This window comes from Streptosporangium sp. NPDC049376, assembly GCF_044466505.1.
GTDB lineage: Bacteria > Actinomycetota > Actinomycetes > Streptosporangiales > Streptosporangiaceae > Streptosporangium.
Genome location: NZ_JBITMT010000004.1, coordinates 299,728 through 325,165, shown reverse-complemented (window position 1 = coordinate 325,165; position 25,438 = coordinate 299,728). Strand labels below are relative to the sequence as shown.

22 protein-coding genes are annotated in these 25,438 nt (G+C 71.4%); 9 read left to right on the top strand and 13 right to left on the bottom strand.

Translation table 11 applies throughout. The features are described from left to right. Positions 1–195 precede the first annotated feature (195 nt). The 5 genes from ACIBVQ_RS14415 to ACIBVQ_RS14395 all read right to left on the bottom strand — a co-directional run bounded on the left by ACIBVQ_RS14415 (position 196) and on the right by ACIBVQ_RS14395 (position 6,997). Positions 196–1,944: a dipeptide ABC transporter ATP-binding protein gene (locus tag ACIBVQ_RS14415; RefSeq protein ID WP_399177806.1), complete on the bottom strand. Its 1,749-nt coding sequence runs from the start codon at positions 1,942–1,944 to the stop codon at positions 196–198. Next, complete coding sequence (locus ACIBVQ_RS14410) at positions 1,941–2,735, bottom strand: ABC transporter permease (protein WP_362776724.1); 795 nt, start codon at positions 2,733–2,735, stop codon at positions 1,941–1,943. Before ACIBVQ_RS14410 ends, ACIBVQ_RS14415 begins: the two co-directional genes overlap by 4 nt. After that, the gene (locus ACIBVQ_RS14405; protein ID WP_362776726.1) at positions 2,732–3,688 is read right to left on the bottom strand and encodes an ABC transporter permease; all 957 of its coding nucleotides are present in this window, start codon (positions 3,686–3,688) and stop codon (positions 2,732–2,734) included. The genes ACIBVQ_RS14410 and ACIBVQ_RS14405 overlap by 4 nt, the downstream gene beginning before the upstream one ends. Position 3,689: 1 nt before the next feature. Then, on the bottom strand, positions 3,690–5,255 hold the full coding sequence (locus ACIBVQ_RS14400; protein ID WP_399177803.1) for an ABC transporter substrate-binding protein: 1,566 nt from the start codon (positions 5,253–5,255) through the stop codon (positions 3,690–3,692). Positions 5,256–5,464: 209 nt separating this feature from the next. Continuing rightward, positions 5,465–6,997: a serine hydrolase domain-containing protein gene (locus tag ACIBVQ_RS14395; protein WP_399177801.1), complete on the bottom strand. Its 1,533-nt coding sequence runs from the start codon at positions 6,995–6,997 to the stop codon at positions 5,465–5,467. A 150-nt stretch (positions 6,998–7,147) separates the two neighbouring features. Between ACIBVQ_RS14395 and ACIBVQ_RS14390 the strand changes: the two genes are divergently transcribed. Next, positions 7,148–8,311, top strand: a complete 1,164-nt coding sequence (locus ACIBVQ_RS14390; RefSeq protein WP_362914052.1) for an alpha/beta hydrolase — start codon at positions 7,148–7,150, stop codon at positions 8,309–8,311. 94 nt (positions 8,312–8,405) lie between these two features. On the opposite strand, the gene ACIBVQ_RS14385 is transcribed toward ACIBVQ_RS14390, so the two are convergent. Together ACIBVQ_RS14385 and ACIBVQ_RS14380 are read right to left on the bottom strand one after the other, a co-directional pair. Next, positions 8,406–9,401, bottom strand: coding sequence for an ROK family protein (locus ACIBVQ_RS14385; protein ID WP_399177798.1), 996 nt, complete (start codon positions 9,399–9,401; stop codon positions 8,406–8,408). Further along, complete coding sequence (locus tag ACIBVQ_RS14380; RefSeq protein ID WP_399178033.1) at positions 9,402–10,544, bottom strand: FIST N-terminal domain-containing protein; 1,143 nt, start codon at positions 10,542–10,544, stop codon at positions 9,402–9,404. A 210-nt stretch (positions 10,545–10,754) separates the two neighbouring features. Between ACIBVQ_RS14380 and ACIBVQ_RS14375 the strand changes: the two genes are divergently transcribed. Together ACIBVQ_RS14375 and ACIBVQ_RS14370 are read left to right on the top strand one after the other, a co-directional pair. Beyond that, complete coding sequence (locus ACIBVQ_RS14375; protein WP_352013870.1) at positions 10,755–12,152, top strand: sigma 54-interacting transcriptional regulator; 1,398 nt, start codon at positions 10,755–10,757, stop codon at positions 12,150–12,152. A gap of 30 nt (positions 12,153–12,182) precedes the next feature. Further along, positions 12,183–14,129: a VWA domain-containing protein gene (locus tag ACIBVQ_RS14370; protein WP_399177796.1), complete on the top strand. Its 1,947-nt coding sequence runs from the start codon at positions 12,183–12,185 to the stop codon at positions 14,127–14,129. Positions 14,130–14,148: 19 nt separating this feature from the next. Here the strand turns inward: ACIBVQ_RS14370 and ACIBVQ_RS14365 are convergent, their stop codons facing one another. Then, a complete protein-coding gene (locus ACIBVQ_RS14365; protein WP_352013872.1) occupies positions 14,149–14,571 on the bottom strand; it encodes a DUF6292 family protein in 423 nt (140 codons plus the stop codon). A 365-nt stretch (positions 14,572–14,936) separates the two neighbouring features. Here ACIBVQ_RS14365 and ACIBVQ_RS14360 point away from each other — a divergent pair, with 365 nt between their 5' ends. Further along, positions 14,937–15,362: a hypothetical protein gene (locus tag ACIBVQ_RS14360; RefSeq protein ID WP_362776743.1), complete on the top strand. Its 426-nt coding sequence runs from the start codon at positions 14,937–14,939 to the stop codon at positions 15,360–15,362. Between the two features lie 289 nt (positions 15,363–15,651). Here ACIBVQ_RS14360 and ACIBVQ_RS14355 read toward each other — a convergent pair whose 3' ends face one another. Next, complete coding sequence (locus ACIBVQ_RS14355) at positions 15,652–16,791, bottom strand: cystathionine gamma-synthase (RefSeq protein ID WP_352013874.1); 1,140 nt, start codon at positions 16,789–16,791, stop codon at positions 15,652–15,654. Positions 16,792–16,941: 150 nt separating this feature from the next. Next, on the bottom strand, positions 16,942–17,154 hold the full coding sequence (locus ACIBVQ_RS14350; RefSeq protein ID WP_352013875.1) for a hypothetical protein: 213 nt from the start codon (positions 17,152–17,154) through the stop codon (positions 16,942–16,944). Between the two features lie 137 nt (positions 17,155–17,291). Here ACIBVQ_RS14350 and ACIBVQ_RS14345 point away from each other — a divergent pair, with 137 nt between their 5' ends. Next, complete coding sequence (locus tag ACIBVQ_RS14345) at positions 17,292–18,518, top strand: histidine kinase (protein WP_362776749.1); 1,227 nt, start codon at positions 17,292–17,294, stop codon at positions 18,516–18,518. Positions 18,519–18,660: 142 nt separating this feature from the next. Here the strand turns inward: ACIBVQ_RS14345 and ACIBVQ_RS14340 are convergent, their stop codons facing one another. Continuing rightward, entirely contained in the window at positions 18,661–19,140 is a 480-nt protein-coding gene (locus ACIBVQ_RS14340; RefSeq protein ID WP_352013877.1) for a hypothetical protein, read from the bottom strand. Positions 19,141–19,229: 89 nt separating this feature from the next. On the opposite strand from ACIBVQ_RS14340, the gene ACIBVQ_RS14335 reads away from it, so the two are divergent. After that, positions 19,230–19,595, top strand: coding sequence for a winged helix-turn-helix transcriptional regulator (locus ACIBVQ_RS14335; protein WP_399177792.1), 366 nt, complete (start codon positions 19,230–19,232; stop codon positions 19,593–19,595). A 143-nt stretch (positions 19,596–19,738) separates the two neighbouring features. On the opposite strand, the gene ACIBVQ_RS14330 is transcribed toward ACIBVQ_RS14335, so the two are convergent. Further along, on the bottom strand, positions 19,739–21,109 hold the full coding sequence (locus ACIBVQ_RS14330) for a cystathionine beta-synthase (protein ID WP_399177790.1): 1,371 nt from the start codon (positions 21,107–21,109) through the stop codon (positions 19,739–19,741). A gap of 136 nt (positions 21,110–21,245) precedes the next feature. Here ACIBVQ_RS14330 and ACIBVQ_RS14325 point away from each other — a divergent pair, with 136 nt between their 5' ends. The 3 genes from ACIBVQ_RS14325 (at position 21,246) to ACIBVQ_RS14315 (ending at position 24,945) form a co-directional block, all read left to right on the top strand. Next, the gene (locus ACIBVQ_RS14325) at positions 21,246–22,220 is read left to right on the top strand and encodes an SGNH/GDSL hydrolase family protein (RefSeq protein WP_399177788.1); all 975 of its coding nucleotides are present in this window, start codon (positions 21,246–21,248) and stop codon (positions 22,218–22,220) included. Positions 22,221–22,293: 73 nt separating this feature from the next. Beyond that, on the top strand, positions 22,294–23,622 hold the full coding sequence (locus tag ACIBVQ_RS14320) for a PQQ-binding-like beta-propeller repeat protein (protein ID WP_362776756.1): 1,329 nt from the start codon (positions 22,294–22,296) through the stop codon (positions 23,620–23,622). A 102-nt stretch (positions 23,623–23,724) separates the two neighbouring features. Further along, a complete protein-coding gene (locus tag ACIBVQ_RS14315; RefSeq protein WP_362776759.1) occupies positions 23,725–24,945 on the top strand; it encodes an acetyl-CoA C-acetyltransferase in 1,221 nt (406 codons plus the stop codon). 56 nt (positions 24,946–25,001) lie between these two features. Here the strand turns inward: ACIBVQ_RS14315 and ACIBVQ_RS14310 are convergent, their stop codons facing one another. Next, positions 25,002–25,412, bottom strand: coding sequence for a PPOX class F420-dependent oxidoreductase (locus ACIBVQ_RS14310; RefSeq protein ID WP_362776762.1), 411 nt, complete (start codon positions 25,410–25,412; stop codon positions 25,002–25,004). Between the last annotated feature and the right edge of the window lie 26 nt (positions 25,413–25,438).

Below are 25,438 nucleotides of genomic sequence, written 5' to 3'. Positions count from 1 at the left end.
CCCCGAGTCGGCGCTTTCCCTCGTCACTCCGTCGCTTCGCTCCTGCGTTCCTCAGTCCAAGCACCGACGCACCCAAGCCGGACACTCCTCACACTTGGGGCCGGTAAGGCCAAGATCGAACCCTTCGCGCTTGGCGCCGGTAAGGCACAAACCAAACCCCTCACGTGCGGGCCGGGAGGGGCCGAAACGAGAGCTCTAGGGGGTTGGGGGGACCGAGGCCAGGAGTTTCTGGGTGTAGGGGTGGGTGGGGGCGTCCAGGATCTGGGGGGTTCGGCCCTCCTCGACCACCTCTCCCTTGAACAGGACCACGGTCCTGTCGGTGATCTGTCTGACCACGGCCAGGTCGTGGGTGATGAACAGCAGGCTGGTGCCCAGGTCGCGGCCCACCGTGCGCAGCAGTTCCAGCACGTGGGCCTGGACCGAGACGTCCAGTGAGGCGACCGGCTCGTCGCAGATCAGCAGGGCTGGCCGTACGGCCAGGGCCCTGGCGATGGCCACGCGCTGCCGTTCGCCGCCGGACAGCGCCCTGGGGCGGCGCTCGGCGTAGGAGGCGGGCAGGCCGACCAGGTCGAGCAGTTCGGGGACGGAGAGCCGTCCCTCACGTGATCCCTGTGCGGCGGCCTCGGTGAGCGTCGAGCCCACGGTCAGGGAGGGGTTGAGCGAGGTCGAGGGGTCCTGGAAGACGCACTGCACCAGCCGGTGCGCCCGGTCTCCCCGCCGCCCGCGCCGGGTCAGGTCGAGCCCGGCCAGCTCCACCCGGCCTCCGTCGGGGGTGGCCAGGCCCAGGACGCACCGGGCCAGGGTGGTCTTGCCCGAACCCGACTCGCCGACGACGCCGACGCTCTCGCCCTCCATGACGGTCAGCGAGACGCCGCCGAGGGCGGTGTGCCCGCCGTACTGTTTGCGCAGGCCGTCGATGGTGAGCAGCGGGCCGCCCGCCGGGGCCTCGCGGAGCGCGGCGGGCTGTGACCCGGCACGGGACCCGGCGTGGGGGCGGGGGCGCACCTCGTACAGGCAGGCGGTGTGCCTGCCCGGGGTGATCTCGCGCAGCGGCGGACGGGCGTGCCCGCACCCGGGTTCGGCCTGGGAGCAGCGGTCGGCGAAGGCGCACGTCCCGGTGACGTCCCCCGCGGACGGCACGGCGCCCGGGATGCCCTCAAGCCTGGGCAGCGTCACGCTCACCGAGGGCAGCGCCGCCAGCAGCCCGGACGTGTAGGGGTGGGCGGGCACCTTGGCCACGTCGAAGCCCGGCCCGCTCTCGACGATCCGGCCCGCGTACATGACCGCGACCCGGTCGCACATCTCGAAGGCCACCCGCAGGTCGTGGGTGATCAGCAGCACCCCCATCCCGCGCGTCCGCTGGACCTCGCGCAGTAGCATGAGGATCTCGTGCTGGGTGGTCGCGTCGAGCGCGGTCGTGGGCTCGTCGGCGATGAGCAGCTCGGGGTCACCGGCCAGGGCCGCGGCGAGGGCGATCCGCTGCCGCATCCCCCCGGAGAGCTGGAAGGGGTAGCGTCCCGCGACCGAGGGGTCGTCGATGCCCACCTCGGCCAGCCGCCGCGTCACCTCCTCCCCGCGCTGGGCGCGGTTCCGGCGCGCCGCCCCGGTCCTGGGCAGCGACTCGGCGATGTGGGCGCCGGCTGTGATCAGCGGGTTGAGCATGGCGAAGGGGTCCTGCATGAGCAGCGCGACCCGGCTGCCGCGCACCGACCGCAGCACGCGCTCGCGGGCGCCGAGCAGTTGCAGGCCGGACAGGGTGACCGAGCCGGACGCGGTCATGCCCTTGGGCAGCAGCCCCGCCACGGCCCTGGCGGTCAGCGACTTGCCGCTGCCCGACTCGCCGACCAGCCCGACGGTCTCCCCCGCGGAGACGGTCAGGTCGACGCCGTCCACGACCAGGTGACGGCCGGTGACGGTCAGGCCGGTGACGTCGAGGAGGGTCATCGGGAGCCTCCCTTGGAGAGGGTGTCGAACAGCCGGTCGCCCAGCAGGGTGGCCGAGGTGGCGATCAGGGTGATCAGGACGACCGGGGCGACGGAGGCCCAGGGGTTGAGGTCGAGCAGATCCCGGTTCTCCTCGACCATCAGGCCCCAGTCGGGGGTGCCCGCGGGCAGGCCGATGCCCAGGAAGGAGAGCCCGGCCAGCGAGACCAGGGCGGCCACGAAGCTCAGCAGGGCGTTGGAGACGACCGTGGGGGCGAGGTTGGGCAGCAGGTGGCGGAACATGACGCGCCGGGGCGGCAGCCCCAGGGTCCTGGCCGCCTCGGCGTAGGCCAGGTCGCGCTGGGCGAGCGTCAGGCTGCGGATCACCCGGATGTCACCCGGTGTGAACAGTACGGCCATGGCCAGCACGGACCAGCCGTACCCGCCGCCGAGCACGCCGACCAGCACGATCAGCACCAGCATTCCGGGCATCGCGATGGCCAGGTCCACGGTCCGCATCATCAGCGCGTCGATCCAGCCGAGCCGGTACCCGGCGAACAGGCCGAGCGAGGTGCTCAGCGTGGTCGTGCCGAGCGCGACGAGGACGGGCCACAGCAGCGCGGACCCGGCCCCGGTCAGGAGGCGGGACAGCACGTCCCTGCCCAGGTCGTCGGTGCCGAGCCAGTGGGCCGCGTCCGGACCGGCCGCGCCGAGCGCCAGGTCCTGCGTCGCCGGGTCGTAGGGGGCCAGGTGGGAGCCGAACAGCCCGACGAGGATCGCCAGGCCGAGCACCCCGGCCAGCACGCCCCTCACAGCGCCACCGCGCCGTGCCGTACCCGGGGGTCGACCACGAGGTAGGCCAGGTCGATCAGCAGGTTGACCACGACCACGATCGCACCGCTGAACAGGACGAGCGCCTGCACCACGGGGATGTCCTTCTGGCTGACGGCGGCGATGAGCAGGGCGCCGAGCCCGTGCAGGCCGAAGGCCTGTTCGACGAAGAGGGCGCCGGTCAGGTTCGCCGCCAGCAGCAGGCCGCCGACGGTCAGCACGGGCAGGGCCGCGTTGCGCAGCGCGTAACCGATCCAGACACGCGCGCGCGGCAGCCCCCGCGCTCTGGCGAAGGTCAGGAAGTCCTGCCCGGCCAGGTCGAGCGCCGCCGCCCGCATCTGCCGTACCACCATGGCTCCCTGCGCCGCGGCCAGGGCGAGCGCGGGCAGCGTCAGGTGGGTGACGCGTTCGGCGAACGTCTCGCCCGCGCCGAAGACGGGGAACCAGCCGAGGGTGACCGCGAAGCCGTACAGCAGCAGGATGCTCATCGCGAACGGCGGTACGGCCAGCAGGACCAGGGAGCCGAGGGTGATGCCCTGGTCGAGGAGGCCGCCCCGGCCCATCGCGGCCACCAGCCCGACCGGGACGCCGACGGCGAAGGTGATCAGCAGGGCGTAGCCCGCCAGGCCCGCGGTGACCGGCAGCCGGTCGGCGATGACGTCGGCGACCGGCTCCCTGGAGTAGATGGAGACGCCGAAGTCACCGTGTACGGCGTCGCCGAGCCAGCGGGCGTAGCGCAGCGGGAACGGGTCGTCGAGGTGGTACTCGGCCCTGATCGCGGCCCTGGTCTCCGGCGTCGAGGGGCGGGTGCCCAGCAGCACCTGCTCGGGACCGCCGGGTGAGGCGACGAGCAGCCCGTAGGTGATCACCGAGAGCGCGCCGAGCAGGACCAGCGCGGCGGCCAGGCGGCGGGCGACGAGAGTGAGGACGGCCATGTCACTTGCCCGCCGGGCGGATGACGACGAAGAAGTTGGGGTTCCAGACACTCAGTCCCGGCGCGGTGAACCCGTCGCGCAGCGCGATGCCGTTGTCCATGTGGAACAGCGGGACGTACGGCACCTGCTCCCCGATCTCGGTGAGCAGGGCGGTCACCTGGTCCTGACGCTCCTGACCGGTGGCCTCGCTCAGGGCGTCGAGCCGGGCGTCCAGTTCGGCGGAGCCGTACCCGGAGAAGTTGAAGCCCTGCGGTTTCGCCGCGGCGCGACCGATCATGTCGGGCAAGACCTCGATCGGCTCCGGGGTGCCATAGGAGAGGTTGACGTACTGCACACCGAGCCCCTTGTGGTCCATCAGCATGGCGATGTACCTGTCGCCGGGGCTCGGCTCCATGGTCAGCTTGATGCCGATCTTCGCGAGGTCGGCGGCGACGGCCTGCATGACGGTCGCGCCGTCCGACCCCGAGGAGTACGGCACCGCCATCGTGAACCCGTCCGGGTAGGCCGACTTGGCCAGTTCGGCCTTGGCGGCGGCCAGGTCGAACGGGTGGTCGGGGAACTTCGGCGTGTCGTCGCCGTAGAGGGCGGTCATCTGCGGCATCGGCAGCATCGCCCTCGCCGTGGTGCCGTGCCCCCCGGTCATCAGGGTGGTCAGGGCCTGGCGGTCCACGGCGTGCGCGATGGCCCGCCGTACGTGGACGTCCTTGAGCGGGCCGTTGCCGACGGCCAGCGACAGGTAGGCGATGTTGTTGCCGGGGTAGAAGCTCGTGGTGACGCCGGGGAGGTTCGTCCACTTGCGGGCGTCCCGGGCGTTGAGACCGTCGGTGGCGTCGACCTCCCCCGACCTGACGGCCATCCTGAGCGTCTCGGCGTCGGAGATGGATTTGATCTCGACCCGGCGCAGCGCGGGCTTCGGCCCCCAGTAGGACTCGTTGCGCTCCAGCACGGTGCCCGAGGTGAGGGAGAACTTCACGACCTTGAAGGGGCCGGTGCCGACCGTGCCGACCTCGGGACTGCCCAGGTCCCTGGGGTGCGCCTCGGCCAGCTTGCGCGGCACGACCTGCCAGGCGATGGCCGCCACCGACAGGAAGGCCGGGTTGGGGCGGGTCAGGGTGACCCTGACCTTGTCGGTTCCGACGGCCTCGGCCTTCTTGACGGTGGTGAAGTAGCTGGCCGCCTGGGAGGCGACGGCCGGGTCCAGGTGACGGCTCAGGGAGTAGGCGGCGTCGTCGGCCGTCAGCGGGGAGCCGTCGGTGAAGGTCACGGCCTTGCGCAGGGTGAACTCGTAGCTGTCCGGCGTCGGCTGGGTCCACGACGTGGCCAGGCCCGGGGCGGGCGCCCCCTTGGCGTCGAGGGTGACCATGGTGTCCAGCACCGCGAGCTGGATGGTGGTCGAGGCGTTGTTGAAGCCGTGCGCGATGTCCAGGCTGTTCGGCGCCGCGGAGGACGCCCAGACCAGGGTGTCGCGGTCGGCGCCGGTCGCGCCCTTCTGCGGGGAGCCCGCGCAGGCCGCGACGGGAAGGAGGAGCAGGGCGACCACGGCGGCCCTGATGGTCGGCGTTTTCATGGTGACCACCTCGGGAGGGGAGCGGGATAGTGGGACGCTAGAAGCCGTCCGGCCCGCGTTCACTGACCCCGCAGCCAAAACCCTCGGTCCCGCCCTCGTGCTGCAGGCCAACATGGGCTCCCGCTCCCCGTCTCGGCCCGCCCTCCGGCGCTCCCGGGCCGCCCCGGAAAAGCCCTCTCCGGGCTCATCCGGGAAGGCCGTCTCCGGGCTCATCCACGGAGGTCGCCGCCGGGCTCGCCCGTGAAGCGCATCCGGCGCAGGCCGCCCCCGCTGATCAGCAGGTCGTCGCCGTCGGGCCGCAACGTGAACGGCCCCGCCTGCCACACCCCCGCCGGGGCGGGTTCGACGGGAAGCCGCAGCTCACGCCCGGCGCGCAGCACGCCGTCCCTGACCGTGACGCGGACGTCCAGCTCCTCGCTGTGGTAGGCCCCGCCGGGCATGGGCTCGGTGCCCGGCGCCTGACACGGCCGGTAGACGATCGGGCGCCGGGCCCCCAGGCCGCTGTCCAGCGCCAGCTCGCCGTCCCGGCGCTCAAGCCAGAGCCCGTCCGCGTCGCCGAGGCCGTACCAGCGGCCGTCCTTGGCCAGGGCGAACTCGGTGACGTCACCGCTCCTGTCGAGCCTGACCCGGCCGTTCTCCGCGGCTTCGAGCGTGAGGAAGGCGTCTCCCACCGGGTCGTGCCAGTGCCCGGCCGGCACCTCGACCGCCGGGTCCACCGTCTCGGCCGGTTCGAAGAGTGCCCCGGGCACCTCGCCCAGCAGCGCCCTGGCCAGGCGTTCGCTCAGCCTGACCGGGTCGACCGCCGTCTGGTTGGACAGTACGGCGACGCCGAAGCCGGCCTCGGGCAGGTACAGCAGGTTCGACAGGTAGCCGGGGACGCCTCCCGCGTGCCCGTAGCCCGCGCTGCCCGCCATCGGCGTGTGGTAGATGCCGCTGGCGTAGCGCAGGGCGGTGCCGTCGGCCAGCACGGTCGGTTCGAGCAGTTGCCGCCGCAGGTCGTCGCCCAGGACCCGCCCGTCGGCCAGGAAGCCGAACCAGGGGGCCAGGTCGGCCACGCTGGTCACCACGCCGCCGTCACCGACCGCGCTCTCCAGGGTGTCGGCCCGCTTCGGCTCGCCGTCCGCGTTGCCGTAGCCGTACGCCAGCCTGGGCAGCGGCAGTGTGGTGTCGTCCCTGAACAGGGTGTCGTCCATGCCGAGCGGACCGAAGATCCGCTCGCGGGCGAACTCGGCGAGCGAGCTCCCGCTCACCGTGCGGACCACCACGGCGGCCAGGACGTAGCCGGTGTTGGAGTAGCTGAAGTCGGTCCCGGGCGGGAAGGCCGTGTGCCGGATCCCCCGGACCTCGTCGAGCAGCCGTTCCTCGGTCAGCGCGGTGAACGGCGTCCCGGTGAACGCCTGCAGCGTGTACCACTCGGGCAGCCCGCCGGTGTGCTGCAGGCACTGCCGCAGCGTGACGGGTACGGTCAGCGCCAGGTCCGGGATGTGCTTCCTGATGTCGTCGTCGAGGCTGAGCCTGCCGTCCCTGGCCAGCAGCATGACGCACGCGGCGGTGAACTGCTTGCTGACCGAGGCGATGTCGAAGCGGGTGTGGGCGTCGACCGGGACGCCGAACTCGACGCAGGCCATCCCCTGGGCCGTGGTGAGCAGAGCCTTTCCGTCGGCGTAGACGCCGACCGCGAGCCCCGGGGCGTCGGGCCCGACCAGGGCCGCGACCTCGCGTTTTACCAGTTCAAGATCCATGGCTTCACTATGCACGACACGGTGCCGCGAACCTTTTGGCCGTGGACGCAAAGTTGACGACACCGCTTTGGCGCCGGGGACGACGCGGGACCGGCAACCTTTGTCGCGCGGCCCCACGCCCGCGGGAAAAGCCGGAATTAGGTTCGTCGAATGATCAAAGTTCTCGTGAGAGGGCTGGCGGCCTGCGTCACCGTGGCCGTGGTCGCCGCCCCTGCCCATGCCGCTCCCTCCTCCGCTCCCGTGTCGGTGTCCGCGTCGGTGAGCGCCGCCCGGTTCACGGTCCCCGTCCTGCCGAAGCCGACGGGCCCCCACCCGGTCGGCGCCGTCGACCTGCACCTGGTCGACTCCTCCCGCGCCGACCCGTGGGAACCGGGGCGGCGGCGCGAGCTGATGGTCACGCTCCGCTACCCGGCCCGCGCCAAGACCGGCGTCAGGACGCGGTACGTGACCCCCGCCGAGTCGGCGCTGCTGCTGGCCGGGCTGGGCGTCGAGGGCCCCCCGCCGGACCTGCTGAACAGGATCAGGACGAACGCCAGGACCGGGGCGCGGCCCTTGCGTTCGGGGCTGCCCCTGGTGGTCCTCTCACCGGGGTTCGGCCTGCCGCGCTCCTCGCTCACCACGCTCAGTGAGGAGCTGGCCAGCCGGGGCTACGCGGTCGCCACGGTCGGGCACCCGTACGAGGCGATGGCGACCACCCTGCCCGACGGCACCACCGTCACCTGCGCGGCCTGCGAGATCGAGGACTCCCCCGGCCTCGTCCCGGCGATCCGCTCGGCCGACGTGTCCTTCCTCATCGGCAGGCTGACCGGCGCCCGTCCCGCGTGGGGGCCGCCCGGCCTGATCGACGCGTCGAGGATCGGCATGGCGGGCCACTCCATCGGCGGCAACAGCGCGGCCCAGGCCATGGTCGACGACCCCAGGATCGACGCGGGCCTCGTCATGGACGGCTCGTTCATCGTCCCGCTCCCGGAGAGCGGCCTGGCCAGGCCTTTCATGTTGTTCGGCACCGAGGGGTCGTTCCTTCCCGGCGGTCCCGACGAGGAGACGTCCTGGCGGGACAACTGGCCCCGGCTGACCGGCTGGAAGCGCTGGGCGACGGTCACCGGCGCCGAGCACGAGTCGTTCACCGACTACCCGGTGCTGATCGAGCAGTTCGGCACGCCTCCGGGCGCGCTCCCCGCCGCCAGGGCGGTGCCGATCACCCGTTCCTACGTGCGGGCCTTCTTCGACCTGCACCTGCGTGGGGTCCCCTCCCCCCTGCTCAACCGCCCCTCCCCCAGGAACCCCGAGGTCAGGCTCTGGAAGACCCCCTGACCCCCTCCCCGGTACGGCCCCGCCGTACCGGGGACACAACCGTCGCAACCGTCCGGTTGATCGCCGACTTCGGAGACGAGCAGCTCAAGGTCGGTTAGCGGGGCCAGTAGTGGGAGGCGGCGAGGATGAGGGCGGCGGCGCCCACCAGGCCCGCGTCCTGGCCGAGGGCGGCGGGCACCACCCTGGCGCGGCGGGCGAAGCCCATCCGGGTGTGCTCGCCGAGCGCGGCCTCAAGCGGGTCGAACAGCAGGCGTCCGGCCTGGGAGAGGCCGCCGCCGACGGTGACGAGGTCGAGGTCGCAGAGGTTGACGGCGGCGGCGACGGCCAGGCCGAGGGCCCGTCCCGCCCGTTCCATCGCAGCCAGTGCCAGCCGGTCGCCCGCCGCGGCGTCCAGGGCGAGCTGCCGCCCGCTCGCCGTCGCCGCCTCCACGTACGGCACGGCCTCCCCCTGACCGGGCGCCTCCCGTACGGCGGCGCCCGGCTGCCAGCCGCGTCCCAGCGCCCAGGCGGCCAGGGCCGGGCCCCGCGCGACGGCCTCAAGGCAGCCCCTGGCCCCGCACCCGCAGACCGGCCCGCCGGGTTCGACCACGACGTGCCCGACGTGCCCGGCGTTGCCGCTGCCGCCGTTGATCAACCGGCCGTCCAGGACGAGCCCGCCGCCCACTCCCGTCGAGACGACCATGCCGAGCATGTTGGCGCTGCCCCGGCCCGCACCCCGCCAGTGTTCCGCGACGGCCAGGCAGACGGCGTCGTTGTGCACGCGCACCGGCACGCCGGGGAAGCGCTCCGCCAGCCGCGCCCTGAGCGGGAAGTCACGCCAGCCGGGCATGTTGATCGGCGAGACCTCGCCCTCCGGCCAGTTCATCGGGCCGCCGCAGCCGACCCCGACACCCACGACCTCGGCCGGTTCCGTGAGCAGCGCGTCGATCAGGGAGTCGAGCGTCCTCCACAGCGTCTGGGCGTCGCCACCCGGGGGTGTCGCCGTCCTGCGGGTCCTGAGGACCTCGCCCTCGCCGCCGGCCTCACTGCCGACCAGGGCGACGGCGAACTTCGTCCCGCCGATGTCGACGGCGAGCACCGATCCGGACATCTAGCGATCATACGGTCTGTCGCCGCCGGGGCGTGAGGAGAAGACCAGGACGGAGGCGGTGAAACCGTGCACGTGGTTGTGGCCCCCGACGGGGCCGACCTCGCCCGCGGCGAAGAACCCGGCGACGCCGATCGGGCCGAGGGTCTCCCTGACCGCGACGGCGTCGTGGTCGGCGCTGCCGAACATGGCCGACCCCCTGCCGTTGCAGGAGAACAGCAGCGCGCCGTCCACTCCGCCGAACTCCTCGCGGTGGGCGTCGAGCAGCTCGTAGAGGTCCTCGTCGGCGGTCGCGGCGTCACGCACCTGGAAGCGCACCGTACGGCCGATCTCGACGACGTCCCCGATGGCGACGGCCTCCCGTTCCGGGTCGATGCCGAGCACCCCCCGGATGAGGAAGTCGCCGTGCTCGTGCCGTTCTGCGTACTCGTCCATGGCGACGCCGATCTGCAGTCCTGAGGCGACCAGCTCCCGTTCGTCCTCGTCAAGCGCGCTGACCACCTCCTCAAGCCTGGCCAGGGCGGGCTGGCCCGCGAGTTCGAGCAGGAGGTTGTCCTCGACCCCGGTGACGGCCATCGTCGGGCCGATCGGACGGCAGCCCTGGCTGACCACGGTCCTGACATCGACGGCTCCGCCGAGCAGGACGCCGACCGCTCCCTCGGTGTAGACCTCGCCGTCGGCGAACAGCCGTACGGCTCCCCTGCCCCTGAGCGCGTTGGCCAGGCCGCCGATCAGCGGCAGGTCACCGAGGACCTCGTCGGAACGTTCGACGAAGCCGTCGGTCGGAAAGCTGTAGGGGTCGGCGAAAAGGATGGCCGCGTGGTCGTCGGCCTGGGGTTCCGGCAGGCCGACGACCACGAAACGGTCATCGGCCCTGAGGGTGTCCAGGGCGAAGGTCGTCAGCCGGGCTCCGTCGAGGGTCGCGGCCCAGGCGCTCACCGCGGGGGTGACCTCCACACCCCGGCCGTCGCCGATCACGCCCGTCGCGCTGCAGCCGATCACCGCCGCCTCCGGTGTCATCCGCATGGCGCGCAGCCCCGCCTGGGCGACCTCGTCGGGGTCGTCGCCGCAGATGAAGAAACAGACCAGGTGAGGCGGCCCGGTCAGGCCGGAGATGGCCTGGCGCACGGCGGTCTCCGCCGCCATGACCAGGTCGGAGCCCACGGCGAGACCGTCGGAGAAGCAGCTCGTCAACAGCGCCACTCGTCTCACCTCCCCTTCTTGTCCGAAGCCTTGCCTTGCAGCGATTCTCCCCACTGTGAGGACATGCACGCGCGCCGGACGGCACACGATGTCCAAGATCCGAAAGCGGGATAACAGTCCCGGTTTCGGCTTCGGGGACGTAGGCTCAATCTCGTGCCTCAAATCCCAGAGCCACGTACTCTGCGCGATCTTCGCGCGAGCGGCCATGTCCACCGCACGGTAAAGGCCGAGATCCGCGAGAACCTGCTGGCCCGGCTACGGGCCGGGCAGCCGAGGTTCCCCGGCATCGTGGGTTTCGACGAGACCGTCCTGCCACACCTGGAGACAGCCCTGCTGGCCGGGCACGACCTGGTCCTGCTCGGCGAGCGGGGGCAGGGCAAGACCCGGCTCATCCGCACGGTGACCGGTCTCCTCGACGAGTGGACGCCGGTCGTCGACGGCTGTGAGATCAACGACCACCCCTACGCCCCCTCCTGCGCCCGCTGCCGCAGGCTCGCCGACGAGGCGGGCGAGGAGCTTCCGGTCGCCTGGCGGCACAGGGACGAGCGTTACGGCGAGAAGCTCGCCACCCCGGACACCTCCGTCGGCGACCTGATCGGTGACATCGACCCCATCAAGATCGCCGAGGGGCGCACGCTCGGCGATCCGGAGACCGTCCACTACGGCCTGGTCCCCCGCAGCAACCGGGGTGTCTTCTCGGTCAACGAGCTGCCCGACCTGGCCGAGCGGATCCAGGTCTCGCTGCTCAACGTGCTTGAGGAGCGCGACATCCAGGTCAGGGGATACAACCTGCGCCTGCCGCTGGACATCCTGCTGATCGCCAGCGCCAACCCGGAGGACTACACCAACCGGGGCCGGATCATCACCCCGCTGAAGGACCGCTTCGGCGCCGAGATCCGCACCCACTACCCCCTGTCCGTCGAGACCGAGCTCCGGCTCATCCGCCAGGAGGCCGCGCTCGACCAGGTGGGAGCCGACCTGCCCGACCACCTGGTCGAGGTGATCGCCCGCTTCACCCGCCTGGTCCGTGAGTCGACCGCGGTCGACGCGCGCTCCGGGGTCTCGGCCCGTTTCTCCATCGCCGCCGCCGAGACCGCCGCCGCCTCAGCCGTACGGCGGGCGGCGCTGACCGGCGAGGAGCGCGCGGTGACCCGGGTCGCCGACCTGCCGGGCATCGTGCACACCCTGCGGGGCAAGGTGGAGTTCGAGGTCAGCGAGGAGGGCCGGGAGACCGAGGTCCTGTCCCACCTGCTGCGCAGGGCCGTCGCGGAGACCTTCCGGGGCACCATCGGCGGCCTCGACCTGGCCCCGCTGCTCGAACGGTTCTCCGAGGGCACCCAGGTGGAGTCGGGGGCCATGGTCCCCGCCGCGGACCTGCTGCGCGGGATCGGCCCCGTGCCGGGTCTCGCCAAGATCATGTCGGGGCTCGGCATCGGTGACGAGTCCCCCGGGCACGCCGCGGCGGCCCTTGAGTTCGCCCTTGAGGGCCTGTATCTCCTGCGGCGTCTGTCCAAGGACGAGGTTGACGGCACGACGGTCTACCGCACCTGAGGCCCGGCGGCGCGTGTTGGAGGGCGTTCGATGAGCTATCGCTATGGCGAGTACCGGGAAGGGCCCGACCCGCTCGCGCCGCCGTACGACGTGCGTTCGGCGCTCGACCAGATGGGCGACTCCGTGCTGGCCGGGGCCAACCCGTCCCACGCCCTGCGTGACCTGCTCAAGCAGGGCCTGCCGGGGGCGGACGACCGCCGCGGCCTAGACGACCTGCTCCGCGAGGTACGGCGGCGCAGGCGTGAGCTGCGCGAGCGCGGTCGTCTCGACGGGACACTCGAACAGGCCAGGGCGCTGCTGGACAAGGCGATCGGCCAGGAGCGCGCGGAGCTGTTCCCCGACCCGTCCGACGACGCCAGACTGCGTGAGGCGGAGCTGGACGGCCTGCCCTCCGACGCGGCCGGCGCGATCCAGGAGCTGAGCGGTTACCAGTGGCGTTCGGCCGCCGCGCGTCAGACCTTCGAGGAACTGCGCGACCTGCTGCGCAGGGAGGTGCTCGACAGCCAGTTCCGCGGGATGCGCGAGGCGCTGGCCAACCCCGATCCGGCCGCGATGGAGCGGGTCAGGCAGATGATGTCGGCGCTGAACGACATGCTGGACCGGGACGCGCGGGGCGAACACACCCCGGAAGACTTCGACGCCTTCATGTCGAAATATGGAGACATGTTTCCGGAGGCGCCGCGGAACCTGGAGGAGCTGGTCGACCTCCTCGCCCGCAGGGCCGCCGCCACCCAGCGCCTGATGGCCTCGCTCACCCCCCGCCAACGCGAGGAGCTCAGCCGCCTGATCGACCAGACGCTCGACCAGGCCGGGCTCGGCGAGCAGATGCGCCGCCTCGGCGACTCCCTCTACGCCCGCCGGCCCGACCTGGCCTGGAACACCCCCGAACGACTCTCCGGCGAGGACCCCCTGGGGATGGGCGACGCGGTCAACGCCCTTGAGGAGCTGGCCGACCTCACCCAGCTTGAGGCCGCGCTGCGCCAGGACTACCCGGGCGCCCGCCTCGACGACATCGACGAGGCGGCCGTCCGCCGCGCCCTCGGCCGTTCCGCCGTCGACGACCTGGACGCGCTCAAGCGGATCGAACGAGAGCTCGAACGGCAGGGATACCTGCGCCGCCAGCGCGGCAAGCTCGAACTCACCCCCAAGGCGGTGCGCCGCCTCGGGGAGACCGCCCTACGCCGCGTCTTCGCCTCCCTCGACTCCGGTCGCAGGGGCGACCACGACCAGGTGGACGCGGGCTCCGCCGGGGAGCTGACCGGCTCGACCCGGCCGTGGCGCTTCGGCGACGAGCAGCCCATCGACGTGGTCCGCACGGTCGTCAACGGCGTACGGCGCGGCGGAGCGGCGGGGACGGTGACCCTCTCGGTCGACGACTTCGAGGTGGCCGAGACCGAGCGGCGCACCGCGGCCGCGGTGTGCCTGCTGGTCGACCTGTCCTACTCGATGGCGTTGCGCGGCACCTGGGCGGCGGCCAAGCAGACCGCGATGGCCCTGCAGGCGCTGGTCGCCTCGAAGTTCCCCCAGGACTCGGTGCAGATCATCGGCTTCTCCAACTACGCCCGGGTCCTGCAGCCCGACGAGCTGGCCGGGCTCGAATGGGACATGGTCCAGGGCACCAACCTGCACCACGCGCTGCTGATCGCGGGCCGCCACCTGGACCGCCATCCGGACTTCGAGCCGGTCGTGCTCGTGGTCACCGACGGTGAGCCGACCGCCCACCTGCGGCGCAACGGCTCGGCCGCCTTCGAGTGGCCGCCGACGCGCGAGACGCTCGACCTGACGCTGGCCGAGGTGGACAAGATGACCCGGCGCAGGGCGACGCTCAACGTCTTCATGCTCGCCGACGACGAGCGGCTGAGGGACTTCGTGAACGAGGTGGCCAGGCGCAACGGCGGCCGGGTCTTCTCCTCCAACGCCGACCGGCTCGGCGAGTACGTCGTCAGCGACTTCCTGCGGGTCCGCAGGAAGCGCTGAACCCTCCTCGAAGGGCCTGTCAGGCGTCGGCGTAGGCGAGGTAGTGGTTGAGCGCGAGGTCGAAGCCGTCGTGGTAGTGGCGGTACGACCGGTAGCAGGGCCGCCAGGCCGTACTGTTGCCGACTCCGGCGCGGGCGTCCTCGACCGCGGCGGGAACCCGTTCGGGGCTGGGCAGCAGGCCTCCGCCGAGATAGCGGGGGTCGGCCAGGACGGTGCAGCGCTCACGGTCGCCGGACACGTAGCGGCCCCGGCACCAGCCGCTCTCCTCGTCCCACACCAGGGCGTCGCCGCCGGTCAGCAGGATCGTGGCGGCCCTCGGGTCGCAGGGCCCCGCCCACCAGCCGGTGGCCTGGACGCCCAGCGCCTCGACGACGCGGCTCACGTAGGAGGACGGCTGGCTGCGCCACTCCTCGGTGTACGGCTCCACATGTCTCACACCCACAGGGGGCACTCCCTTGTGCCGTCGTGCATGATCTGGTTGACTGCTCGCCCGGCACGGCCGTGATCTCGTTGCCGACGGCCTCGGCGCCCAAGAGCGAACCCACCGGTGATCCTACTCACTTCAATGGGATGCTTAGCGCATTAATAAGAAGATCTACCATCGCACATCACCATAAATGCGGATTATCCAAATTGTGATGTTCTGTCCGCAAACTTGGGGCGCCGGTTCCGGCGGAGCCCCCGCTCCCGACCTGAGCCCCTCCCTGAAGCCCCGCCCTCTGACCCTGTGTGATCCAGGACCGCGGCCGCCGGCTTCCCAGGGCGTGCCTTCCCTGACCGAGATCACCGAGGGCTAATGTCTGGTTCATGACCCAACTGCTGCTCTGGCTGCACATCGGCTTCGCGATCTTCACGCTCGGACCGCTCACCGCGGTGACGATGTCCACACCGAAGTTCATCCGCTCCAGGGACCTCAGCGTCCTGCGCTACCTGCACAGGACCACCCGGATCTACGCCATCGGCGCGATCGGCGTCTTCGTCGCCGGCCTGCTGCTCGGCCGCGAGTATCTCGGCAGGCCCTACCTGTCGGTCTCCATGACGCTGTTCATCGTCGCCGCGGTCCTCCTGGTCATCGTGGACCGCGACCAGGCCTCCGCCATCAAACTGCTCAGCGCCGAGCCCTCGACCGACGACGCGAAGGCCCAGCGCGGGCGGATCGCCGCCTTCTCCGGGGTGATCGCCCTGATCTGGCTGGTCATCCTGGTGCTGATGGTCTGGGGCAGCCCCGCCTGAGGACGGGCTGGAGACCTCTGACGGCGGCGGAGACGGCCGACCCGGAAGACGGCGGGCACGAGATCATCTCCGCCCGGCCGTCAGCCAGGAAAGGATCTTTTCCGGAACACCATGAAAAAGCGCCTTTTCCGGCAGGGAGTTTCCGATTCACTGCCATTCCCCTTTTCCCGTGCCGGGGCGGTTCACCGGAGCGCACGGGAACAGGCGGCAGAGCACACGAAGCCGGGCGGAAGGGGCACGCCCGGCCCGGCCTCGACCCAGCCGTTCAGCCTCAGCCCAGCGCCCGGCCTCAGCCCAGCGCCCGGCTGAGATCGGCGAGCAGGTCGTCGACCGACTCGATGCCGACGGACAGGCGGACCAGGTCCGCGGGCACCTCAAGCGGCGACCCGGCCGCCGAGGCGTGTGTCATCCGCCCCGGGTGCTCGATCAGCGACTCGACACCGCCCAGGGACTCACCGAGCGTGAAGAGCTTGGTCCGGTTGCAGATCTCGACCGCCTCCGCCTCGCCCCCCGCGACCCGGAACGAGACCATGCCCCCGAAGCGCCGCATCTGCTTGGCCGCGGTCTCGTGCCCCGGGTGGTCCGGCAGACCGGGATAGAGCACCGAGGAGACCCTCGGGTGGGCGAGCAGCAGGTCGGCGACCCGCTCGGCGTTGTCGCAGTGCCGTTCCATCCGCACCGCGAGCGTCTTGAGCCCCCGCAGCGTCAGCCACGCGTCGAACGGCCCGGCGACCGCGCCCATGGCGTTCTGGTGGAAGGCGAGCCTTTCGCCCAGTTCGGCGTCGGCCGTGACGAGCGCGCCGCCGACCACGTCGGAGTGCCCGCCGACATACTTCGTGGTCGAGTGGACGACGACGTCCGCGCCGAGCGCCAGCGGCTGCTGCAGGTACGGCGAGGCGAAGGTGTTGTCCACCACGAGCAGCGCGCCGTTGTCGTGGGCCAGCTCGGCCAGCGCCGCGATGTCGGCGATGCCGAGCAGCGGGTTCGTCGGCGTCTCGACCCAGACGATCCTGGTCTTCGGCGTCATGGCGGCGGCGACCGCGTCGAGGTCGCCCAGGGCCACCGGGTCGTAGTGCAGGTCCCACGGCCGGTTCACCTTGGAGAACAGCCGGTAGGTGCCGCCGTAGGCGTCGTTCGGGATGAGAACGTGGTCACTCGGCCTGCACACCGTGCGCAGCAGCGTGTCCTCGGCCGCCAGACCGGAGGCGAAGGCAAGACCTCGCGCGCCGCCCTCGACCGCGGCGACGGCCTCCTCAAGGGCGGTCCTGGTCGGGTTGGCCGAACGGCTGTACTCGTATCCGGCGCGCAGACCGCCGACACCGTCCTGCTTGTACGTGGACACCGCGTAGATCGGCGGAACGACGGCCCCCGTATACGGGTCCGGCTCCTGACCTGCGTGGATGGCCAGAGTTTCGAATCCTTCAGTCATAGGGCAACGCTACTCGCACCCGGGCGGGCACATGTCGCGTCCACCCGGCCAGGCGTGCCGGACCGTCCCCCGACGACCCGGTCCGCCTGGCCGTACCCCCAGGTGGAGCCGCCACGGGCACACCGCGAAGCCCCTTCGGCGGATTCGCCGTCAGGCGGCCCGGTGCCCGCTGCCGGCCGTGTGACGCCCCGGCAGCCACACGACCTCACCCCCCGCCTCGACCGGCGGCACCTTGATGTGACGGCCGCTGGCGCCCTCGCCGCCCTGGCCGTTGATGCGCGAGAGAACCACCGGGTCCGCGAGCGCCAGAGCCAGCGCGACCACGAACCCAACGATCAGTACCAGGACTCCGATGACGGTCATCTCCGTCCCCCCTTCAACTCCTCAAGCATCGGCCGCGGACCCCGGCGGGCGCCTCCGCTGAAGGACCGGTTCCCCATGAGGCCGCTCCACCGAATGGCTGATGTCCGATTTGGCCAAGAGTCTTAGGCTCAGTGGCCGTGGGGGAGACACATCGCATCGTCTACTGGATCCAACGGCTCAGCGAGATCGCTCTGATCGGCTGGCTCACCCTGCTGTTGCTGCTCGACGTGATGGTCGTGCTCACCCGCCCCGACAACCCCGTGGTCTGGCTCGGCCCGGTCTGCGGCGCCATCGGCGTCCTGGCGGTGCTGCTGCGCCGTACCCACAGGATCAGCGGATACGCCACCCTGCTCGTCGCGTCGTTCGTCACCACCCTGATCATCGGCTCCAGCCACGTCAGCGGGCTGCCCTCCTTCGCCGAGACCGGGTCACTGCTGATCCTCACCATCGCGGGCCTGCGCTGGATCGAACCCATCAGCAGGGCCGCGATGTTCTCCATCGCGTCCGTCGTCGTACTGGAGAGCGCCGCCGGACGGCTGCGCGAGGACACCCCGTCCCTGGCCGTCGGCTTCCTCGTCTTCGTCGGCTGGTCGATCGCCGCCGGGGTGGGCGCCTACCTGCGCTTCCAGCTCGAACGCCGCAAGGAGGCCGTCAACTCGGTACGGCGCGCCGAACGCCTCGAACTCGCCAGGGAACTGCACGACCTGGTCGCCCACCACATCACCGGAATCGTCGTCCAGGCCCAGGCCGCCAAGATCGTGGCCGAGCACAAGCCCGAGGCCGTCGTCCCCGCGCTCGACGCGATAGCCGGGGCGGGCGCCGACGCGCTGACCTCCATGCGCCGCCTGGTCAGCGTGCTGCGCGCCCAGGACGGGGCCGCCCGCTCCCCCGGCAGCACGCTCATGGACATGCGCACCCTGGTCGAACGGTTCTCCGCGGGCGGCCCCCAGGTCGCCTTCGACATCGGCCAGGGCATCAACGACGAGACCATGGCCCCCGAGGTGCTGACCACCCTCCACCGGGTCCTGCAGGAAGCCCTCACCAACGTGCGCAGGCACGCCCCGGGCACCGGCTGGGTCGAGGCCGACCTACGGCTCGGCGGCCCCCCAAACGGGCCCTCCGCCGGGCCTTCCCCCGGCCCTCCCAGGAGGGAGCAGCACCAGGGAACACACTGGGTGTGGCTGCGCGTACGCAACTACGGTTCGGCGACCGACGCCAAGATCTCCCGCCTCGGCGGCGGATTCGGTCTGGTCGGCATGTCCGAACGCGTGGAGGCCCTGGGCGGCCGCCTGACCGCGGGCCACACCTACACGGGGGCCTGGGAAGTGGTGGCGGGCTTTCCCGTGTCCCTTGGCGGCGCCTAGCGGCGCCGAAGGCCGCGCCCCTTCGCGCAGCCTTCGGCTGACCTCGATCACCTGTGACGGCGAGGGAGCGTCCAGGGCTTCACCCCACGGCGCCGACAGCGGGCTGGGCGTCCCTCCGCCTCGGCCCGCGACGTCACGCCGCTCAGTTGAAACAGTCCTGCTTGTTGAGCGCGATGCCGTACTCGGTGACCTTGCCGCGCGTGACGCCGAAGGTGTAGTAGGCCTTCTTGTTTCCGGGAACCGTGATCACATAAAAGTCGTGGACGTCTTTCCTGATGTGCGGATAGGCGGTCTTCATCTGCTTGGCGGTGGAGCCGATCCCGACGCCTTCCGGAGTCCTCATGCCCTTCGCGGCGAAGATGGCGGCCAGTCCCACCTTCGGCGAGATGAAGACGCCGACCGAGTCCTTGGGAGTGGGGAAGTCCTTCAGGTCCCAGCCGGAGCAGCCGCCGTCGCCGGACAGCTTCTTGACGACGCCCCCTGTCTTCTTGGCCTGCGTGACGGTCATACCGAGCTTGACGGCACCGTAACCGTAGGGGCCCAGCGTGGGCCTCGTCTGGGCGTCGGCCACGGTGGTGCCGACGACCAGCAGTGAACCGGCGAGGAGCGATGCCCCGATCATCGTCTTCATCATGCTCTGTTCGACTACGAAACGGTGGCGAAGGTTCTCAACGGAGCCGTTTTCCTCCGACGACCCCGACCCGGGTCCTCGTGCTGGACGGGCCCTGTCGGACGTTCGTCTCCGACTGCCAGGTGCGCGCAGCGGCCGAACTGGTCGGCCACGTGTGGGACCCCGTCGTGATCTCGGCCCTGCGCATGGGATCGGCACGGCGCAGGGAACTGCTCACGAGGCTCGCTGGAGCCAGCGACAAGGTCCTGACCCGGACGCCGCGGCGCCTGCGAGCTCGCGGGCTCGTCGTGAGGGACGACGGCGCCAACCAGGCGTCAGCGCCCACAGGCACGGTCTACCGGCTCTCCGCACTGGGCGAATCGTTCGCGAACGGCCCTCTGGCGTACCTCGCGCAGTGGGCCGCCGACAACCAGGATCGCCTCACCGGCGAGCCCACCACATCGTGACGGGCTGCGGGTCCGTCGCGGAAGCCGGTCCGACCTGCGACGACGGCCTGATGATCACCCACAGCCCGGACCGAGGGGGCATGGACCTGCGGCGTCCAGGCCCTCGCGGCGTCGAAGGCGCCGCGAGGGGAAGGGGAGCACGACTAGTTGTTGACCAGGAACGCCAGCAGGTCCTGGCGGGTCACCAGGCCAACGGGCTTGCCGTCGTCCAGGACCACGGCGGCGTCGGCCTTCTCCAGGGCCTCTATCGCGATGGAGACCGGCTCTCCCGCGCCGATCATGGGCAGGGGCTGGGACATGTGCTCGGCCAGCGGGTCGGTCGGCCGTACGCGGCCCCGGTAGAGGGCTTCGAGCAGGTCGCGTTCCACGATCGAGCCCACGACCTCGGCGGCCATGACCGGCGGCTCCTCCTTCATCACCGGCAGCTGCGAGACGCCGTACTCCCGCATGATCGCGATGGCCGTGTCGACCGACTCGTGCGGGTGGGTGTGCACGAACTCGGGCATGCCCGCGCCCTTGCGGACCAGCACGTCCCTGACCAGGCCCTCCTCCGAGGAGGTGGTCAGGAAGCCGTAGTCGGCCATCCACTCGTCGTTGAAGATCTTCGACAGGTAGCCCCGGCCGCCGTCGGGCAGCAGCACGACGACCACGTCCTCGGGGCCGGCCTGCCTGGCGGCCCGCAGCGCCGCGACCGTCGCCATCCCGCAGGAGCCGCCGACCAGGAGCGCCTCCTCACGGGCCAGACGGCGCGTCATGCCGAAGGAGTCCTTGTCGGAGACCGCGATGACCTCGTCGCAGATCGTGGTGTCGTAGGTGGAGGGCCAGATGTCCTCTCCGACGCCCTCAACGAGGTACGGCCTGCCGGTGCCGCCCGAGTAGACGGACCCCTCGGGGTCGGCTCCGATGATCTTGACCCGGCCGCCGGAGACCTCCTTGAGGTAGCGTCCGGTGCCGCTGATCGTGCCGCCGGTGCCGATGCCCGCGACGAAGTGGGTGATCCGCCCCTCCGTCTGCTCCCAGATCTCCGGCCCGGTCGAGTGGTAGTGGCTCTCGGGGTTTCCGGGGTTGGAGTACTGGTCGGGCTTCCAGGCGTTCGGCGTCTCCCTGGCCAGCCGGTCGGAGACCGAGTAGTAGGAGTCCGGGTGGTCCGGGGAGACCGCCGTCGGGCAGACCACGACCTCGGCCCCGTAGGCGCGCAGTACCGCGATCTTGTCCTGGGCGACCTTGTCCGGCACGACGAACAGGCAGCGGTAGCCGCGCTGCTGCGCCACCATGGCCAGGCCGATGCCGGTGTTGCCCGAGGTGGGTTCGACGATCGTGCCGCCGGGCACCAGCGCGCCCGACCGCTCCGCCGCGTCGATCATGCGCACCGCGATCCGGTCCTTCACCGAGCCGCCGGGGTTGAAGTACTCCACCTTGGCGAGCACCTGGGCGGACACCCCGGCGGTCACCTTCCGCAGCCGGACAAGCGGCGTGTTTCCCATCAGTTCCACAAGCGAGTCATACACACGCATCGCGACGATCACCTCGAAATACAGAGCCAGGTCGGCTTGTTGTGCTGAACGCCGTGCCCCCAAGGGGGTTGGTGGGACTCTCGGCTAGGTTCAAGGCAACGCTACCCGTCGTGGGGTACCGAAGGGGCAACGCCAGGTGATCTGGACACCGGGGGCGGCTCGGGCCGCCCGTCGTATCGCCGCCGCCGCGGCCGTCGGCGGAGGAGGGCTCACCGCGCTCGGCGCGGTCACGTACGGCCTGCTGATGGGTGAGGCCCTGCTGGCCCGGCGCATCGTCGGCCGCCCGCACGGCATGGAGGGGCCGCCCTCCGACGGGGTTTACGGTGACTTCGCCGGTGAGCCGGTCCGGATGGTCATGCTGGGTGATTCGACCTCGGTCGGTCTGGGCACCTCCGAGGCGGCGCAGACCCCGGGCGTGTTGATCGCCACGGGGCTGGCCGCGGTGGCCGAGCGTCCGGTACGGCTGACCGTGGTCGGCAGGTCCGGCGCGGTCTCGGCGGATCTGGACGACCAGACCGACCTGGCGCTCGAAGCCTCCCCCGAGATCGCGGTGATCTTCGTCGGCGCGAACGACGTCACCACCCAGACCAAGCCCACCCACGCCGTGCGGCACCTGCAGAAGGCGGTGCGGCGGCTGCGTGAGGCGGGGGCGGAGGTCGTCGTCGGCACCTGCCCCGACCTGGGGACGGTCAGGCCGATCGCGCAGCCGCTGCGCTGGGTGACCCGGCGCTGGAGCCGTCAGCTCGCCGCGGCGCAGACCGTGGCCGTGGTCGAGGCGGGTGCCCGTACGGTCGCCTTCGCCGACCTGCTTGGCGGTGAATTCTCCGCAAACCCGGACGAGATGTTCGGACCCGATCGTTTCCACCCATCTGTTCAAGGTTATCTACAGGTTGCTTACGCGGTGCTACCGTCTGTGTGCACCGCGCTTGGACTGTGGCCGGAGCCGCGCTCCGAACGCGGTGGGTCGATCTACCTCGTGGCGGCCAAGGCCGCGGAGGAACCCGGCGCCGAAGTCTCCGCGACTCGCGTCGCCGGCCGAGTAACCGGACCCCACGGACGGTGGGCGACACTGCTCCGCCGGAGGCACGGGGTGCTGCCCAACGACGCCTGACCACGGTCACTCTCCGCGGTGAGGCCGTTACGTCTCGCCTTTTTGGAGTGCAATGCCCGTGATCCGGCCCCACGTGAAGAAGGCTGCGGTCCTCGCCGGAGTGCTCGCCCTGACCGGCTGTTCCGGCAGCGAGGCGGCCGTTCCCGCCCATCCGACCTGGCACAACGGCGAAGTGAACGCGGTGAGCCGTACCACCTCGGCCGCGGGTGTCGCCATGACGACCTCCATGAGGGCGGACGGCACGCTGGAGACGGTCGCCCTCGATCTGGCCACGGGCAGAAAGCTGTGGGCGCACCCCGCGACCATGGCCGGTCGGCTGCCGGGCATGGGCGTCCCCGCCCCGGCGATCGTCCAGTCCTCCGGCGGACGGCTCGTCGCGGTCACGGTCGACCCTGTCCGCCAGGGCCGTTGGAACGCCGCCCTTGTCGGCCGTGACGCGCGCACCGGCAACCGGCTGTGGACACGCCCGCTGCACTCGACCTTCGGGCCGCAGCGCTGCGGGGCGTTCGTGTGCGTCTCCGAGGACACCGCCCTGTCCAAGGCCCGGATGTCCGTGCTGGCCCCGGAGACCGGCAAGCCGATGTGGCAGTTGCCCGGCATCGCCGAGGTCGAGTGGTCCGGCGCCTCCCACGCCGTGCTCCTGCGCATGGCCCGTCACCCCGTCCTTGAGGCCTACGACCTGGCCTCGGGCAGGCGTCCGTGGCGGCTGCCCGTCGAGGAGGCGCTCGGCCCCGGGGTCGACCTGTCCGGCGGGTGGGCCTTCGGCTCGACGGCCGACGACCTCGTCGGCTACGTCGCCCCCTACACCGGTCCCTCGAAGAAACGGGTCTCCGCCTTCGGCCTGTTCTCCGTCAAGCTCACCGACGGCACGGTCAACTGGCTGCGTCCCTCCGTGGTGCGGGTCTACCCCAGCGGCAGCCCCGGCCTGGCCCCCGTCGTGCGCCCCGTCGACCCACGGGGCCAGTACGGCGGGTTCGCCAGGCTCGACGCGAGCAACGGGCGGGTCCTGGGTCAGATCTCCGCGGCCCAGATCCCCGGTTCCGGCTGGTGGCTGGCCTTCCCCGACCGGATGGACACCCTCGGCTTCCTCAAGCACGGCCGGCAGGGCAGCGCCTTCGACCTGGCCACGGGCCGCGGCACCGAGATCAGGGACCAACGCGGCTGGTCCTTCTGCGTCACCGACCCCAGGCCGCTCCCCCTGAAGCACCAGGCGGCGGGTTTCTACCCGGTGGCCTCCCTGTGCGAGTTCGACCTGGCCAGCGGCAAGAGGACGAACGGCTCCGAGGCTCCGCCCGCGTGGTTCACCGGCAGCCAGGGGGGCTGGCGGATATGGCGCGACGAGCTGGGCGGGCTGCACGGCGTCAAGGACGGCACCCCGACCGCCCCCGGCATGTACGGCTGACGCCCCCGTACAAAGTTCTGTTCCGGGCCGCCCCACTCGCGACCTTCGCCCTACCGGGGAGTAGCCTCCGCTCAGGAGTGCCCGACAACCCAGGAGAGCCCCATGCCCGAGGCAGTCATCGTCGCGACCGCGCGCTCGCCCATCGGACGCGCCTTCAAGGGATCGCTCAAGGACATCCGCCCTGACGACCTGACCGTCCAGATCGTCAGGGCCGCCCTGGCCAAGGTGCCCCAGCTCGACCCCACGACCATCGACGACCTGATGCTGGGCTGCGGTCTGCCCGGCGGCGAGCAGGGGTTCAACATGGGCCGGGTGGTCGCCACCCTGCTCGGACTCGACGGCGTGCCCGGCACGACCGTCACCCGCTACTGCTCGTCGTCCCTGCAGACCACGAGGATGGCCCTGCACGCGATCAGGGCGGGCGAGGGCGACGTCTTCGTCTCGGCGGGCGTCGAGTGCGTCTCCCGGTTCGTCAAGGGCAACTCCGACTCGCTGCCCGAGACCGAGAACGAACTGTTCGCCGAGGCGCGCAGCCGTACGGCGCGGGCCGCCGAAGGCGGTGGCGAGGTCTGGCACGACCCCCGTGAGGACGGCGAGCTGCCCGACGCCTACATCGCCATGGGCCAGACCGCGGAGAACGTCGCCGCGCTCAGGGGCGTCTCGCGCCGGGAACAGGACGAGTTCGGTGTCCGGTCGCAGAACCTCGCCGAGGAGGCCATCGCCAACGGCTTCTGGGAGAGCGACATCACCCCGGTGACCCTGCCGGACGGCACCGTGGTGACCAGGGACGACGGCCCCCGCCAGGGGACGACCTACGAGGCCGTCTCCCAGCTCAAGCCGGTCTTCCGGCCCGACGGGACCGTCACGGCGGGAAACTGCTGCCCGCTGAACGACGGCGCGGCCGCGGTGATCGTGATGAGCGACGTCAGGGCCGCGGAACTGGGCATCACCCCGCTGGCCAGGATCGTCTCGACCGGTGTGACCGGCCTGTCCCCCGAGATCATGGGGCTCGGGCCGGTCGAGGCCTCCCGGCAGGCACTGTCCAGGGCGGGCATGGCCATCGGCGACGTGGACCTCGTCGAGATCAACGAGGCCTTCGCGGCCCAGGTCATCCCGTCCTACCGCGACCTCGGCGTCGACCTCGACCGGCTCAACGTCAACGGCGGCGCCATCGCGGTCGGACACCCCTTCGGCATGACCGGAGCCCGCATCACCTCGACCCTGGTCAACAGCCTGCGCTTCCACGACAGGACGATCGGCCTGGAGACCATGTGCGTCGGCGGTGGCCAGGGCATGGCCATGATCCTGGAACGCCTCAGCTGAGCCGGGAAACGCCGCGCCGTACCCTGCGACACGGGCGGGTACGGCGCGGCGGCGTCTCAGCCGTGGATGTCGGGGCCCGCACGGGTGATGGTGACGCGCAGCAGGACCCGCCGGTCCCGTTCCATGGCGGCCCGGTAGTCGTCCCAGTCGGGGTGCTCGCCGGAGATGTCCCGGTAGTAGCCGACCAGCGGTTCCATCGCCTCAGGCAACGAGAGGACCTCCGTCTCCCCTTCGATCTGGATCCAGTCACCGTAGAAGGAGTCGTTCATCACGCAGAGCGTGGCCCGCGGGTCCCTGCGAAGGTTGCGAACCTTGGCGGCGGTCTCCCTGCTACTGACGATCGCGCGCCCCTCGGCGTCCAGCCCGACCGTCACCGGGGAGAGCTGCGGACGTCCGTCGGCGTGCTTGGTCAGCAGAACCGCACGATGGTTGACGCGGATGAAGTCACGTGCCTTGTCGAGATCCATGATCCCCATCATGGACCGGGCACACA

Bases quoted from the DNA above. Each gene is read 5' to 3' on its own strand.
- ACIBVQ_RS14405 (WP_362776726.1), bottom strand. From the start codon at position 3,688: ATGGCCGTCCTCACTCTCGTCGCCCGCCGCCTGGCCGCCGCGCTGGTC.
- ACIBVQ_RS14415 (WP_399177806.1), bottom strand. From the start codon at position 1,944: ATGACCCTCCTCGACGTCACCGGCCTGACCGTCACCGGCCGTCACCTG.
- ACIBVQ_RS14330 (WP_399177790.1), bottom strand. From the start codon at position 21,109: ATGCGTGTGTATGACTCGCTTGTGGAACTGATGGGAAACACGCCGCTT.
- ACIBVQ_RS14370 (WP_399177796.1), top strand. From the start codon at position 12,183: ATGAGCTATCGCTATGGCGAGTACCGGGAAGGGCCCGACCCGCTCGCG.
- ACIBVQ_RS14390 (WP_362914052.1), top strand. From the start codon at position 7,148: ATGATCAAAGTTCTCGTGAGAGGGCTGGCGGCCTGCGTCACCGTGGCC.
- ACIBVQ_RS14315 (WP_362776759.1), top strand. From the start codon at position 23,725: ATGCCCGAGGCAGTCATCGTCGCGACCGCGCGCTCGCCCATCGGACGC.
- ACIBVQ_RS14340 (WP_352013877.1), bottom strand. From the start codon at position 19,140: ATGATCGGGGCATCGCTCCTCGCCGGTTCACTGCTGGTCGTCGGCACC.
- ACIBVQ_RS14380 (WP_399178033.1), bottom strand. From the start codon at position 10,544: ATGGCGGCGGAGACCGCCGTGCGCCAGGCCATCTCCGGCCTGACCGGG.
- ACIBVQ_RS14310 (WP_362776762.1), bottom strand. From the start codon at position 25,412: ATGGATCTCGACAAGGCACGTGACTTCATCCGCGTCAACCATCGTGCG.
- ACIBVQ_RS14360 (WP_362776743.1), top strand. From the start codon at position 14,937: ATGACCCAACTGCTGCTCTGGCTGCACATCGGCTTCGCGATCTTCACG.
- ACIBVQ_RS14395 (WP_399177801.1), bottom strand. From the start codon at position 6,997: ATGGATCTTGAACTGGTAAAACGCGAGGTCGCGGCCCTGGTCGGGCCC.
- ACIBVQ_RS14355 (WP_352013874.1), bottom strand. From the start codon at position 16,791: ATGACTGAAGGATTCGAAACTCTGGCCATCCACGCAGGTCAGGAGCCG.
- ACIBVQ_RS14400 (WP_399177803.1), bottom strand. From the start codon at position 5,255: ATGAAAACGCCGACCATCAGGGCCGCCGTGGTCGCCCTGCTCCTCCTT.
- ACIBVQ_RS14385 (WP_399177798.1), bottom strand. From the start codon at position 9,401: ATGTCCGGATCGGTGCTCGCCGTCGACATCGGCGGGACGAAGTTCGCC.
- ACIBVQ_RS14350 (WP_352013875.1), bottom strand. From the start codon at position 17,154: ATGACCGTCATCGGAGTCCTGGTACTGATCGTTGGGTTCGTGGTCGCG.